Source organism: Thalassobaculum fulvum (genome assembly GCF_014652915.1).
Taxonomy (GTDB): domain Bacteria; phylum Pseudomonadota; class Alphaproteobacteria; order Thalassobaculales; family Thalassobaculaceae; genus Thalassobaculum_A; species Thalassobaculum_A fulvum.
Window position 1 is genome coordinate 48,593 of record NZ_BMZS01000011.1, and the last position, 12,783, is coordinate 61,375.

At 71.7% G+C, this 12,783-nt stretch carries 16 protein-coding genes; 11 read left to right on the forward strand and 5 right to left on the reverse strand.

The genetic code is table 11. The features are described from left to right. Window positions 1–3: 3 nt before the first annotated feature. Entirely contained in the window at window positions 4–402 is a 399-nt protein-coding gene (locus IE246_RS21650; RefSeq protein WP_189993611.1) for a DUF1924 domain-containing protein, read from the reverse strand. After that, window positions 399–1,505, reverse strand: coding sequence for a cytochrome b/b6 domain-containing protein (locus IE246_RS21655; RefSeq protein WP_229837430.1), 1,107 nt, complete (start codon window positions 1,503–1,505; stop codon window positions 399–401). Before IE246_RS21655 ends, IE246_RS21650 begins: the two co-directional genes overlap by 4 nt. 237 nt (window positions 1,506–1,742) lie before the next feature. On the opposite strand from IE246_RS21655, the gene rplU reads away from it, so the two are divergent. From rplU to IE246_RS21700, 9 genes are all read left to right on the forward strand, one after another. Then, a complete protein-coding gene (rplU, locus tag IE246_RS21660; RefSeq protein ID WP_189993615.1) occupies window positions 1,743–2,060 on the forward strand; it encodes a 50S ribosomal protein L21 in 318 nt (105 codons plus the stop codon). 26 nt (window positions 2,061–2,086) lie between these two features. Then, window positions 2,087–2,359 (forward strand): 50S ribosomal protein L27, encoded by a 273-nt coding sequence (rpmA, locus tag IE246_RS21665; RefSeq protein WP_189993617.1) that lies wholly within the window; start codon window positions 2,087–2,089, stop codon window positions 2,357–2,359. A 103-nt stretch (window positions 2,360–2,462) separates the two neighbouring features. Further along, window positions 2,463–3,524, forward strand: coding sequence for a GTPase ObgE (gene obgE / locus IE246_RS21670; protein ID WP_189993619.1), 1,062 nt, complete (start codon window positions 2,463–2,465; stop codon window positions 3,522–3,524). Next, on the forward strand, window positions 3,512–4,678 hold the full coding sequence (gene proB / locus IE246_RS21675) for a glutamate 5-kinase (protein WP_229837431.1): 1,167 nt from the start codon (window positions 3,512–3,514) through the stop codon (window positions 4,676–4,678). Before obgE ends, proB begins: the two co-directional genes overlap by 13 nt. Continuing rightward, window positions 4,675–5,970 (forward strand): glutamate-5-semialdehyde dehydrogenase, encoded by a 1,296-nt coding sequence (locus IE246_RS21680; RefSeq protein ID WP_189993621.1) that lies wholly within the window; start codon window positions 4,675–4,677, stop codon window positions 5,968–5,970. The genes proB and IE246_RS21680 overlap by 4 nt, the downstream gene beginning before the upstream one ends. A 137-nt stretch (window positions 5,971–6,107) precedes the next feature. Further along, entirely contained in the window at window positions 6,108–6,680 is a 573-nt protein-coding gene (locus IE246_RS21685) for a nicotinate-nucleotide adenylyltransferase (protein ID WP_268245290.1), read from the forward strand. A gap of 123 nt (window positions 6,681–6,803) precedes the next feature. Next, window positions 6,804–7,166: a ribosome silencing factor gene (rsfS, locus tag IE246_RS21690; RefSeq protein WP_189993625.1), complete on the forward strand. Its 363-nt coding sequence runs from the start codon at window positions 6,804–6,806 to the stop codon at window positions 7,164–7,166. Between the two features lie 7 nt (window positions 7,167–7,173). Continuing rightward, the gene (gene rlmH / locus IE246_RS21695; protein WP_189993626.1) at window positions 7,174–7,632 is read left to right on the forward strand and encodes a 23S rRNA (pseudouridine(1915)-N(3))-methyltransferase RlmH; all 459 of its coding nucleotides are present in this window, start codon (window positions 7,174–7,176) and stop codon (window positions 7,630–7,632) included. Window positions 7,633–7,737: 105 nt separating this feature from the next. Next, window positions 7,738–8,490: an SDR family oxidoreductase gene (locus IE246_RS21700; protein WP_189993627.1), complete on the forward strand. Its 753-nt coding sequence runs from the start codon at window positions 7,738–7,740 to the stop codon at window positions 8,488–8,490. A gap of 155 nt (window positions 8,491–8,645) precedes the next feature. On the opposite strand, the gene IE246_RS21705 is transcribed toward IE246_RS21700, so the two are convergent. Further along, window positions 8,646–9,542 carry a LysR substrate-binding domain-containing protein gene (locus IE246_RS21705; RefSeq protein WP_189993628.1) on the reverse strand — a complete coding sequence of 299 codons (897 nt, stop codon included), beginning with the start codon at window positions 9,540–9,542 and terminating at the stop codon, window positions 8,646–8,648. Between the two features lie 97 nt (window positions 9,543–9,639). On the opposite strand from IE246_RS21705, the gene IE246_RS21710 reads away from it, so the two are divergent. Both IE246_RS21710 and IE246_RS21715 read left to right on the forward strand, forming a co-directional pair. Beyond that, complete coding sequence (locus tag IE246_RS21710; protein WP_189993629.1) at window positions 9,640–9,969, forward strand: NIPSNAP family protein; 330 nt, start codon at window positions 9,640–9,642, stop codon at window positions 9,967–9,969. Between the two features lie 244 nt (window positions 9,970–10,213). Beyond that, window positions 10,214–10,435 (forward strand): hypothetical protein, encoded by a 222-nt coding sequence (locus IE246_RS21715; RefSeq protein ID WP_189993630.1) that lies wholly within the window; start codon window positions 10,214–10,216, stop codon window positions 10,433–10,435. Window positions 10,436–10,448: 13 nt separating this feature from the next. Here the strand turns inward: IE246_RS21715 and IE246_RS21720 are convergent, their stop codons facing one another. Beyond that, window positions 10,449–10,868 (reverse strand): MarR family winged helix-turn-helix transcriptional regulator, encoded by a 420-nt coding sequence (locus tag IE246_RS21720; protein ID WP_189993631.1) that lies wholly within the window; start codon window positions 10,866–10,868, stop codon window positions 10,449–10,451. Window positions 10,869–10,888: 20 nt separating this feature from the next. Next, window positions 10,889–12,661: an aspartate--tRNA ligase gene (gene aspS, locus IE246_RS21725; RefSeq protein WP_189993632.1), complete on the reverse strand. Its 1,773-nt coding sequence runs from the start codon at window positions 12,659–12,661 to the stop codon at window positions 10,889–10,891. Window positions 12,662–12,783 lie beyond the last annotated feature (122 nt).

Sequence of the window (12,783 nt, forward strand, 5' to 3'; positions counted from 1 at the left end):
GTGTCACTGGCCGGTCAGCCAGGCGACCACGTCGGCCTTCTCGGCGGCGGTGCATTCGCGGCCCAGCACGCTGTTGCAGTTGCGGCGGAACCATTTCTCGACCTTGGCCGGATCGGTGAAGCGGTCCGGGCTGACCGACACCGCCATCGGCTCGATCGGCTTGCCGGCGCGGGTCCGGCCGGCGCTGCGCGGGTCGGCGGTGTGGCAGGCGGTGCAGGACGCGGTGTCGGGCTTGCCGCCGCTGTGGGTCGCCTTGAAGAACGCCTCGCCGCGGGCCGCCGAGGCGGGGGCGCCGGCCTCGGCGACGTAGCCGGCGAGCAGCGTGTCGCGCGGTCCGGCGGCCAGAGCGGTACCGGCGGCCAGCGCGGCGGCGACGGCGAGGGCGGCAAGGATTCGGGTCATGGGTGACTCTCCGTGGGGGCGGGGATGCGGATGTTGCCGGGGTAGAAGCGGCCGGCCCGGGCGTCGGCGTGGCAGGCCTCGCAATTGCCCTTCGAGACCACCGCCGAGCCGGCGAACACGGAATCCGGGATGTCGGCGTGGGTGCGCTGCCAGAACCGGGTGCCGGTGATGGTGAACGGCGCCGCCGGCTCGACGGCGCGGAGCCGGTTGGCGGCCTTGGTGTCGTAGGCCTCGGCGGCGTTCGCCAACGCCCAGGCGCGCAGCCGTCCGGTGGTCGCCGGGTCGAGGCTGGCGTCCTCGCCGAAATGATCGTCCAGCCCGTCGAACAGCGCGGTCCACGACGCGCGCGGCAGCAGGCTCGGGTGGTAGGCGACGTGGCAGGCCGCGCATTCTGCGGCGTACGCCGGGTCGAGCGCGGCGGTCGGCACGCCCAGCGGCGGACGGGCCGCCAGGGTGCCGAGGCCGGCGGCGGCGATCCCGAGGGTTGCCAGCGCCAGCGCGGCCGCGGCGACCGGCCGGGCCGGACGCGCCGCCGGCAGGTGGTCGTCGGGGCGGGCCGGCTTGCGGCCGGTCACCATCGCCCGCGCCAGGTTCTCGTGGCTGCGCCGGCTCTCGAACACGACCCCGGCCACGTGCAGGGCGATCAGCGCCAGCAGGAAGTAGGCCAGCAGTTCGTGGACCTCCAGCACCGCCCGGCCGTCGGTATAGCCGGTCGTGAACGCCAGCGGCCCGGCCTTCAGCACGCCGCCATAGGCGACGACGCCGGTCAGGGCGAGTCCGGCCGCGGCGGCCAGCAGCGCCAGCACCATCAGGGCGCCGAGCGGGTTGTGGCCGAGATGCCGGCCGGCGGTGCCGGTGCGCAACTCGCGCAGATGCGCCAGCACGGCGCGCGGGCCGACGACGAAGCCGGCGAACCGGGCGGAGCCGGGGCCGAGGAAGCCCCAGACCACGCGGGCGGCGACCAGGCCGGCCATGACGGTACCGGCCCAGACGTGGACGTCGATCCAGGGGGCGTCGGCCAGCAGCCCGGTGGCGGCGGCCACCGCCACCGCCGCGACCAGCGTCCAGTGGAAGATCCGGACGAACGGGTCCCAGACGCGCACCGTGCGGACCGGGCCGCCGGTTCTGCTGCGAGGTTCTTCGTGCTGGTCTGCCGTGGCTCGGTACATGGATGCCGCCGTCTCGATGACGGGGTATCTTCGCCGCCGGAAGCTGACCGCAACCTGAAGCGGGCGGCCTCGACTCGCACCGGTTGACACGCAACCGCGCCTGCGTATAGTGCCGCCTCCGCAGCGCGCCGGTGGGCGGCGCGTGCGATCCTTTTTGCCAGGACCGAAGCGATGTTCGCAGTCGTAAAAACCGGCGGCAAGCAGTACAAGGTCGCCTCGGGCGACGTGATCAAGGTCGAGAAGCTCGAGGCCGACGCCGGTGCCACTGTCGAGCTCGACCAGGTTCTGATGGTCGGTGACGAGTCCAAGGTGACCGTCGGCGCCCCGGTCGTCGCCGGTGCCAAGGTGGCCGCCGAGGTGCTCGAGCAGACCAAGGGCTCGAAGGTCATCATCTTCAAGAAGCGCCGCCGGAAAAACTCGCGGCGCACCCGTGGCCACCGCCAGCCGATCACCGTGCTGCGCGTGACCGGCATCACCGCGGGCGCCTGAGCGTCCGCGCGTAAGGAGATCGATCGATGGCGCACAAGAAAGCCGGCGGTAGCTCCCGCAACGGGCGCGACTCCGAGGGCCGCCGCCTCGGCGTGAAGAAGTTCGGGGGCGAGGCCGTCATCCCGGGCAACATCATCATCCGCCAGCGCGGCACCAAGTATCATCCGGGCGTGAACGTCGGCATGGGCCGCGATCACACCATCTTCGCGGTTGCCGAGGGCCGGGTGGAGTTCAAGAAGACCCGCGACAAGACCTTTGTCGGCGTGGTCGCCGTGGCCGCCGAGGCCCCGGCCGAGTAAAGCCGTCCCCCCGACCGGGACGGCGGAAAAGGGAACGGGCCTCCGTTCCCTTTTTTCGTGCCCGGTCCGTTGCACAGGGGTCGGCGGGACGGGAGGTCCCGCGATGAAGTTCCTCGATCAGGCCAAGGTCTACGTGAAGAGCGGCGACGGCGGATCCGGCTGCGCCAGCTTCCGTCGCGAGAAGTTCATCGAGTTCGGCGGCCCGGACGGCGGCGACGGCGGGCGCGGCGGCGACGTGATCGTCGAGTGCGTCGACGCGCTGAACACCCTGATCGACTTCCGCTACCAGCAGCACTTCCGGGCCCAGAACGGCCGCCCCGGCATGGGCCGCAACATGACCGGCGCCGGCGGCCAGGACATCGTGCTGCGGGTCCCGGTCGGCACCCAGATCTGGGACGAGGACTACGAGACCCTGCTGGCCGACATGACCGAGCCGGGGCAGCGCGTGGTGCTGGCCAAGGGCGGCGACGGCGGCTTCGGCAACACCCGCTACAAGACCTCGACCAACCAGGCGCCGCGCAAGCACACGCCGGGCTGGCCGGGCACCGAGATGTGGATCTGGCTGCGCCTGAAGCTGATCGCCGATGCCGGGCTGGTCGGGCTGCCGAACGCCGGCAAGTCGACCTTCCTGGCCGCGGTCACCGAGGCCAAGCCGAAGATCGCCGACTACCCGTTCACCACCCTGCACCCGGGCCTCGGAGTCGTGCGCATCGACGACGACGAGCTGGTGCTGGCCGACATCCCCGGCCTGATCGAGGGCGCCCACGAGGGCGCCGGCCTCGGCGACCGGTTCCTCGGGCACGTTGAGCGCTGTGCTGCGATCCTGCACCTGGTCGACGGCACCGGCGACAACCCGATCGAGGCCTGGCGCACGGTGCGGGCCGAGCTCGAGGCCTACGACGAGGATCTGGCGGCCAAGCCGGAGATCCTGGCGATCAACAAGATCGACGCGATGCCGGAAGAGGACGTGCAGGCGCTGAAGGAACTGTTCGTCGAGGAGACCGGGCTGGAGCCGCTGGCGATCTCGGGGGCCTCGGGGGCCGGCACCCGCGACGTGCTGCGCCGGATCATGGAGCTGGTGCGGGCGCGCCGCCAGGCCGACCGGGGCCGGGTGGACGACGACGACTCGGAAGCGGAAGCGGGAGAGGCGACGTGGACGCCCTGACCGGGCAAGCCGCCGCGTTCGCGTCGCCGCTCGCGGAGTCGCGGCGGCTGGTGGTCAAGATCGGCTCGGCCCTGCTGGTCGACGATCGCAGTGGCCGGGTCCGCCGGGCCTGGCTGGACGCCCTGATGGACGACGTCGCCGATCTGCGGCGGCGCGGCATCGAGGTCCTGATCGTGTCGTCCGGCGCCATTGCGCTCGGCCGCCGCCACCTCGGCATCGGCCATGCCCGGCCGAAGCTGGAGGAGAAGCAGGCCGCCGCCGCCACCGGCCAGATCATCCTGGCCCACGCCTATCAGGAATCGCTGGCCCGCCACGGCCTGACGGTCGCGCAGATCCTGCTGTCGCCCGACGACACCGAGCAGCGCCGCCGGCACCTGAACGCGCGGGCCACCATCAACACCCTGCTGGGCCTGGGCGCGGTGCCGGTGATCAACGAGAACGACACCGTGGCGACCGCCGAGATCCGGTTCGGCGACAACGACCGGCTGGGGGCGCGGGTGGCGCAGATGACCAGCGCCGACACCCTGGTGCTGCTGTCCGACATCGACGGGCTGTACACCGCCGATCCGCGCCGCGACCCGCAGGCCAGCCATCTGCCGCTGGTCGAGGCGGTCACCCCCGAAATCGAGGCGATGGCCGGGGCGGCGGGTACCGGCTACGCCTCCGGCGGCATGGTCACCAAGCTGGCGGCCGCCAAGATCGCGGCCTCGGCCGGCTGCCGCATGGCGATCGCCAGCGGCCGCGAGAACAACCCGATCGCCCGGCTCGAGGCCGGTGCCCGCTGCACCTGGTTCGCCGCCCAGGCCAGCCCGCTGACCGCGCGCAAGCGCTGGATCGCCGGCGGCCTGGCGCCGAAGGGCCGGCTGACGGTGGACGCCGGCGCGGCGCGTGCGCTGCTGGCCGCGAAGTCGCTGCTGCCGGCCGGGGTGACCGGGGTCGACGGCGGGTTCGACCGCGGCGACCTGGTCACGCTGGTCGGGCCGGACGGCAGCGAGCTCGGGCGCGGCCTGGTGGCCTACGGGGCCGAGGACGCGGCCCGGATCGCCGGGCGGAAATCCCGTGAGATCGAGGCGGCGCTCGGCTACCGTGGCCGCGACGAAATCGTCCACCGGGACGATCTGGTGCTCACCGGAGCCGGGGGAGACGAGGGATGAGCCTCGCGGAGACCGTGGAACAGACAGACGCCGCCACCGACGTGGCCGCGGTCATGCTCGCCATCGGCAGGCGGGCGCGTGCCGCCTCGGCCGCCCTGGCGCTGGCGTCGGGCGACGCCAAGGACCGGGCCCTGCGCGCCGCCGCTGCGGCGATCCGCGCCGACGCCGAGCGCATCCTGGCGGCCAACGCCGAGGACGTTTCGGCGGCCCGCGCCAAGGGCCAGCGGGAATCCCTGGTCGACCGGCTGGTGCTGGACCCGAAGCGCCTGGAGGGCATCGCCGCCGGGCTGGAGGCGATCGCCGGGCTGCCGGACCCGGTCGGCACGGTGCTGGCCGAGTGGACCCGCCCGAACGGCCTCAGGATCGCCCGCAAGCGGGTGCCGCTGGGGGTGATCGGCATCATCTACGAGTCGCGCCCGAACGTGACGGTCGACGCCGGCGGGCTGTGCCTGAAGGCCGGCAACGCGGCGATCCTGCGCGGCGGGTCGGAGAGCTTCCATTCCTCGCGCGCCCTGGTCGAGGCGATGCACAAGGGCCTGCGCGCGGCCGGGCTGACCGAGGACGCGATCCAGCTGGTGCCGACCCGCGACCGGGCGGCGGTCGGCGAGCTGCTGCGCATGGCCGAGTACGTCGACGTGATCGTGCCGCGTGGCGGCCGGTCGCTGATCGAGCGGGTCCAGAACGAGAGCCGGGTGCCGGTGTTCGCGCACCTGGACGGCGTCTGCCACGTCTACGTCGACGCCGGCGCCGACCCGGACAAGGCCGAGGCGATCGCGGTCAACGCCAAGATGCGCCGGACCAGCGTGTGCGGCGCCGCCGAGACCCTGCTGGTCGACCGGGCGGTGGCGGCCGGCCTGCTGCCGCGGATCGCCGCCGCCCTGGCCGAGGCCGGCTGCGCGCTGCGCGGCGACGCCGAGGCGCGGGCGCTGGTGCCGGCGATGGACGAGGCGACCGAGGCCGACTGGTCGACCGAGTACCTGGACGCGGTGATCGCCGTCGCCGTCGTCGACGGCGTCGGCGGCGCGGTCGCGCACATCAACCGCTGGGGCTCGCACCACACCGATTCGATCGTCACCGAGGACCCGGCGGCGGCCGAGCGGTTCCTGAACGAGGTCGACAGCGCCATCGTGCTGCACAACGCCTCGACCCAGTTCGCCGATGGCGGCGAGTTCGGCATGGGGGCGGAGATCGGCATCTCGACCGGCCGCATGCACGCCCGCGGGCCGGTCGGGGCCGAGCAGCTGACCAGCTTCAAGTACGTGGTGCGCGGGGACGGCCAAACCCGGCCGTAGCTGAACCCCAGGACCGACCGTTGACACCCCGCACCCCCATCCAGCCCCGTCGCGTGGCGCGCGTCCGGCCGCACAGCCTGCGCGTGCCGGCGAGCGGCGTCGCGGCGGTCCCGGCCAACGGCGCCGACCGGCGGCGGATCGCGGTCGGGCTGATGGGCGGCTCGTTCAACCCGGCCCACGAAGGCCACCGGCACGTCGCCGAGCTCGCCTTCCGCCGGCTCGGGCTCGACGAGGTGTGGTGGCTGGTCAGCCCGCAGAACCCGCTGAAGCCGGCCGCCGGCATGGCGGCCTTCGAGGACCGGCTGGAATCGGCCCGGCGGGCGGCGCGCCATCCCCGGATCCGGGCGCGCGACATCGAGGCGCGGCTCGGCACCCGGTTCACCGCCGACACCCTGGTCGCGCTGCGCCGCCGCTGCCCGACCATGCGGTTCGTGTGGATCATGGGGGCCGACAACCTGGCCGGCTTCCATCGCTGGGACCGGTGGTCACTGATCTTTCATGCCTGCGCCGTTGCGGTATTCGACCGCCCTTCCTATTCTTTAGGGGCGTTGGCGAGTCGGGCGGCGCACCGGTTCGCCCGGTTCCGGGTCCCCTCCAGGGCGTCCCGGACCCTGGCACGAAGGCGTCCCCCGGCGTGGGTGTTCCTGCACACCCGCCGGCATCCGGCCTCGGCGACCCGGATCAGGGAAGCCGCCCGGAACGGCAGTTGAGGAACAATCCGTCGACCGGAAGCCGTGGCCACGGAGAGGGCACGGTCGTCATGTCAGAAGCGAAGGAGCCGCATCATAACTCACCACACCACTCCCCCGGAGGGAGATGGCCTTCTCGAGCTGGTGACCAAGTCACTGGACGACGACAAGGCCGAGGACATCGTCAGCATCGACCTGGCGAACAAGTCCTCCATCGGCGACCACATGGTGATCGCCACCGGCCGCTCGGCGCGGCAGGTCTCGGCCATGGCCGACCATCTCGTTTCCAAGCTCAAGGACAGGGGACTGAAGAACGTGTCCGTCGAGGGTGCGAACCAGGGCGACTGGGTCCTGATCGACACCGGCGACGTGATCGTCCACCTGTTCCGCCCGGAGGTCCGGGACTTCTACGGGCTGGAGAAGATGTGGGGCGCCCAGCCGCCGCCGACCCGCACGGTCCGGCTCGGCGAGGAATCGCGCACCGAGCTCGCGCTCGTGCACGGCTGAGCGCCGGTTGAGGGTCACCCTGGTCGCGGTGGGCCGCGCGCGGCGCGGCCCGGTCGAGGAGTTGTGCCGGGACTACGCCGGCCGGCTGCCCTGGACTGTCGAGATCCTCGAGGTCGAGCCGAAGAAGCGGCTGTCGGGCGACGCCCTGAAGGCGCACGAGGCCGAGCTGCTGGCGGCCCGAATTCCCGACGGCGCGGTGCTGGTGGCGCTCGACGAGCGCGGCCGGGCGCTGTCCAGCCCGGACTTCGCCGAGGCGTTCCGGCGCTGGCGTGACGACGGCCGGCAAGCGGTCTGCTTCCTGATCGGCGGTGCCGACGGGCTCGATCCGCGGTTGCGGGACCGCGCCGACCTGGTGCTGGCGTTCGGGCCGCAGACCTGGCCGCACATGATGGTGCGGGCGATGCTGCTGGAGCAGGTCTACCGGGCCGAACGGATCCTGGCCGGCCACCCCTATCACCGGGAATGAAAATCGTTCCGGCGTGACCGTCGCGCGACGCACGGACTCCCGCTAATCTCCCTTTCCCGGCCGTCCGGCCGGACGCGATCACGCACTGTGGAGGGAGGACACACGATGACCGGGAAGGTCGCCATCGTCACCGGAGCGGGCTCGGGCATCGGCCGGGCCTCCGCCATCGCCCTGCTGAAGGCCGGCTGGAACGTCGGCCTGGCGGGCCGCCGCAAGGACGCGCTCGAGGAGACCGTCGCGAAAGCCGGGAGCACCGCGGGCAAGGCCCTGCCGGTGCCGACCGACGTCGCCGACCCGGCCTCGGTCAAGGCGCTGTTCGACGCCGTGAAGGGCGCCTTCGGCCGGGTCGACATGGTGTTCAACAACGCCGGCATGAACGCCCCGGGCATCCCGCTCGAGGAACTCTCGGTCGAGCAGTGGAAGGCCGTCGTCGACGTCAACCTGACCGGCTCGTTCCTGTGCCTGGCCGAGGCGTTCCGGGTGATGAAGGACCAGACCCCGCGCGGCGGCCGGATCATCAACAACGGCTCGATCTCGGCGCACGCGCCGCGCCCGAACTCGATCCCCTACACCGCCACCAAGCACGCCATCACCGGCCTGACCAAGTCGGGCTCGCTGGACGGCCGCAAGTACGACATCGCGGTCTGCCAGCTCGACATCGGCAACGCCGAGACCGAGATGGCGGCGCGCATGGCCAAGGGCGTCATGCAGGCCAACGGCGAGATCGCGGTCGAGCCGCTGATGGACGTCCAGCACGTGGCGAACGCCGTCGTCCACATGGCCAGCCTGCCGCTCGACGCCAACGTCCAGTTCATGACCGTGATGGCCACCAAGATGCCGTTCGTCGGCCGCGGCTGACGCACGCCGGCGGGGAGGGCCGGTTCTTCGTGGGTTCCGGCTCGTCGCTGCGCGCCGTCCGGGATGAGGGGAGGAGAAAGCCGTCCCCCACTCCCTCATCCCGGCCGTAGCGGCATCGCCGCGGAGAGCCGGGACCCACCAGCCGCGCCGTCGCGTCAATCCGCCGTCACCGCCCGCACCACCTCCAGGAACCGGTCGCGGGCCGGCGAGTCGCGCCGCGGGTTCCAGGCCATCAGCAGGTCGACCGCCAGGCCCTCGGCCGAGCCGGCGACGGTGACCGGCTTCAGCACGACGCCCGGCGGCCCCTGCTCCAGCCCGTTCTCCGGCACCAGGGCGACGCCGATGCCGCTGGCCACCAGCGCCTTCACCGTGTGCATCTGCCGGGCGCGCTGGACGATCCGTGGGCTGAAGCCGGCGCGCCGGCAGATGTCGAGCACGCGGTCGTGGAATCCGACGCCCTTGTCGCGTGGCGTCGCCACGAAATCGGCCTCCGCGAACGCCTCCAGCGCCACCGTCTCGGCATCGGCCAGCCGATGGTCGGCCGGCAGGGCGAGGCGCAGCTTCTGGCGCAGCACGCGCTCGTAGGCCAGCTCGGGCGCCGGGGTGCCGGGCGGGCGCAGCAGGCCGACATCGGCGCTGCCGTCCAGCAGCCGGTCGACCTGGTCGGCGGTCGAGGCCTCGAACAGCCTGAGATCGACCGCCGGGCAGGCGGCGCGAAAGGCCCGCAGCACCGCCGGCAGGATCGCGCAGTTCGACAGGAAGGTCAGGTCCAGGGTCCCGACCCGGCCGGAGGCCGCCAGCCGGGTGCGGGTGATGCCGGTCTCCAGGACGGCGAGCACGCGTCGCGCCTCCTCCAGCAGCACGGTCCCGGCGGTGGTCAGCGCGACCTGCCGGCTGGACCGCACCAGCAGCGGCGTGCCGATCTCCGCCTCCAGGCGCCGGATCGCCGCGCTCAGCGGCGGCTGCGCCATGTGCAGGCGCTCGGCGGCACGGCGGAAGTGCAGCTCCTCGGCCACCGCCACGAACTGCCGGAGCAGGCGCAGGTCGACCATCGATATCCCTGGAGTATCAATTGCTCGATCCGTTAATATTGGACGGATCGCCGCCGCGGCGCCAGCTTCCAGTCAATCACCGAGACGGGAGCGCCGGATGATTCACCAACTGCGGATCTACCAGATCTTCGAGGATACCCGGGCCGCGTTCCACGACCGGTTCCGCGACCACGCGGCCCGGCTGATGCGGCAGCACGGTTTCGACATCCGCGCCATGTGGGAGGCCCGGACCGACACCCGCCGCGAGTTCGTCTACCTGCTGGCCTGGCCCGACGAGGCGACCCTGCGGGCGCGCTGGGATGCGTTCATGGCGGACGCGGAGTGGTCTCGCATCAAGCGTGAGACCGGGGCTGCCGCCGGCGGCCCGCTGGTCGGGGAGATCGAGGACCGGGTGCTGGTGCCGGTGGATCACTTGCCGGGGCCGTGACGGCGCCTCGGGACGATTGCGGGCGCAGGGTGAGACAAATCGACACTCTTGACGGTCAAGTGTGTTCCCGGAATATGGTTATGATAGAAGCTAGATACAGCTAATCAACCATATGTGGGTATATCGCAAGATGCGGTCCTAGGCCCGATCGATTGGGGGGACGGCGATCGAGAATTGGCTGCAGGTGGGTGGAGGCTGACGCCCTCCGCCGGTCTTGCGATCCGCATGATCGTGGTGGGTCATCATGACCGTCCTTGAATTCAAAGCGGACCGGGAGTGCGAGAAGTGCGGCAGCCCTGACGTCGACGTGCTGTACGACGAGCGGCATGATCATCTCCGCAAGACCTGCCGGGCGTGCGGTCACCACTGGCTGGAATACCCGAAGGACCACGTCCACCGGGAGCACGAGGCCGAACCGCACCGCCGCCCGATGCCGCTGCCGCTGCAATGGGTGTTCCGGCACTGACCGGGCGAACGGCCTAAGCCAGCTTCTTCAGCAGTGCCAGGAAGCTCTCGGCCTCCTCGGCGGTCAGCGGTGCCAGGGTGAGCGCCGAGACCTTGGCCGCGTCGGCGGTGTGGCGGGCGACCAGTTCGGCGCCCTCGGCGGACAGCTTGAGGCGGGTCCGGCGGCGGTCGTCGGGGTCGGGCTCGCGGTCGATCAGGCCGCGTTTCTCCAGGCGCTGGATCACGCCCTGCACGGTCGCCGGGTCCATGGCGGTGAGCCGGCCGAGATGGTTCTGGCTGGCCGCTCCTTCCTCGCCGAGCCGGGCCAGCGCCGCCCATTGGGTGGGCGTCAGCCCGGCCGCGTCGAAGGTCTCCAGGAAGATTTGCGTCGCCCGCTGGTGCGCCCGGCGCAGGAGATGCCCGACCTGATCCTCGAGGACGTAGCGCCGGGGCATGCCGATCCTGTCCGCGCGGCTCAGCCGGCCGCTTTCGGCGGCAGGGCGAGCTTGATGTGCAGCTCGCGCAGCTGTTCCGGACGCACCTCGTTCGGCGCGTTCATCATCAGGTCCTCGGCCCGCTGGTTCATCGGGAACAGGATGACCTCGCGCAGGTTCTGGACGTCGGCCAGAAGCATGACGATGCGGTCGATGCCCGGCGCGATGCCGCCGTGCGGCGGGGCCCCGAACTTGAAGGCGTTGATCATGCCGGCGAACTTGTCGTCCACCACCTCCGGCCCGTAGCCGGCGACCGCGAAGGCCTTGTACATGATGTCCGGGCGGTGGTTCCGGATGGCGCCCGAGGACAGCTCGACGCCGTTGCAGACCACGTCGTACTGGAAGGCCAGGATGTCCAGCGGATCCATGGACTCCAGTGCCTCGAGGCCGCCCTGCGGCATCGAGAACGGGTTGTGGCTGAACTCGATCTTGCCGGTCTTCTCGTCGAGCTCGTACATCGGGAAGTCGACGATCCAGCACAGCCGGTAGACGTCCTTCTCGACGATGTCGAGGTCGTGGCCGAGCTTGATGCGGGCCTGGCCGGCCAGCTTGGCGGCCTCCAGCTCCTTGCCGGCCGAGAAGAACACGGCGTCGCCGTCGCCCATCCCGGTGGCCTGCTTGATCGCGGCGATCGCCTCGGCCGGCAGCCGGCTGGCGATCGGGCCGCGGGCCTCGCCCTCGGCGAAGATCATGTAGCCGAGGCCGGGCGCGCCCTGGCCCTGGGCCCAGGAGTTCATGCGGTCGCAGATCGCCCGGCTGCCGCACTTCGGCCCGGGGATCGCCCGCACCACGCCGCCGCCGGCGACGATCTTGGCGAAGATCGCGAAGTCGGAGCCTTCGAACAGTCTGGAGACGTCGGCGATCTCGATCGGGATGCGCAGGTCCGGCTTGTCGGAGCCGTACTTCAGCATCGCCTCGCGGTACGGGATGCGCGGGAACGGCCCCGGCACCTGCCACTCCGAGAACTCCTTGAACACGCCGGCCAGCACCGGCTCGACGGCGGCGAACACGTCCTCCTGCTCGACGAAGCTCATCTCCAGGTCGAGCTGGTAGAACTCGCCCGGGCTGCGGTCGGCGCGGCTGTCCTCGTCGCGGAAGCAGGGCGCGATCTGGAAGTAGCGGTCGAAGCCGGACACCATGATCAGCTGCTTGAACTGCTGCGGCGCCTGGGGCAGCGCGTAGAACTTGCCCGGGTGTAGGCGCGACGGCACCAGGAAGTCGCGCGCGCCCTCCGGCGACGACGCCGTCAGGATCGGCGTCTGGAACTCGAAGAAGCCCTGCTCGATCATGCGGCGGCGGATCGAGGCGATGATCGCCGAGCGCAGCATGATGTTGCGGTGGACCTTCTCGCGGCGCAGGTCCAGGTAGCGGTAGCGCAGGCGGGTCTCCTCGCCGGCGTCCTCCTCGGAGTTGACCTGCAGCGGCACCTGCTCGGCGGCCGACAGCACCTCGAAGCTGTCGATCCGGACCTCGACCTCGCCGGTCGGCAGCTTCGGGTTGATGGTTTCGTCCGAGCGCTTCACGACCCGGCCGGTGATGCACACCACCGACTCCAGGCGGACCTTCTCGACTTCCTGGAACGCCGGGTCCTCGACGTCGGTGACGCACTGGGTGATCCCGTAGTGGTCGCGCAGGTCGATGAACACCAGCTGGCCGTGGTCGCGGCGGCGGTGGATCCAGCCGGAGATCCGGACGGTCTCGCCGACATGGGACTGGCGCAGGTCGGAACAGGTGTGGGTGCGGTAGCGGTGCATGGTTCGGTCGCTCGATCGAGGCGGCGGTCGCGCCCGGCGGCCGCGGGATGCGGCGACGCCACGGGGCGCAGCCAAGTGACACGCGGGCGGGCGCGCGTCAAGGGAAGAGGGGGAGGCCCGCC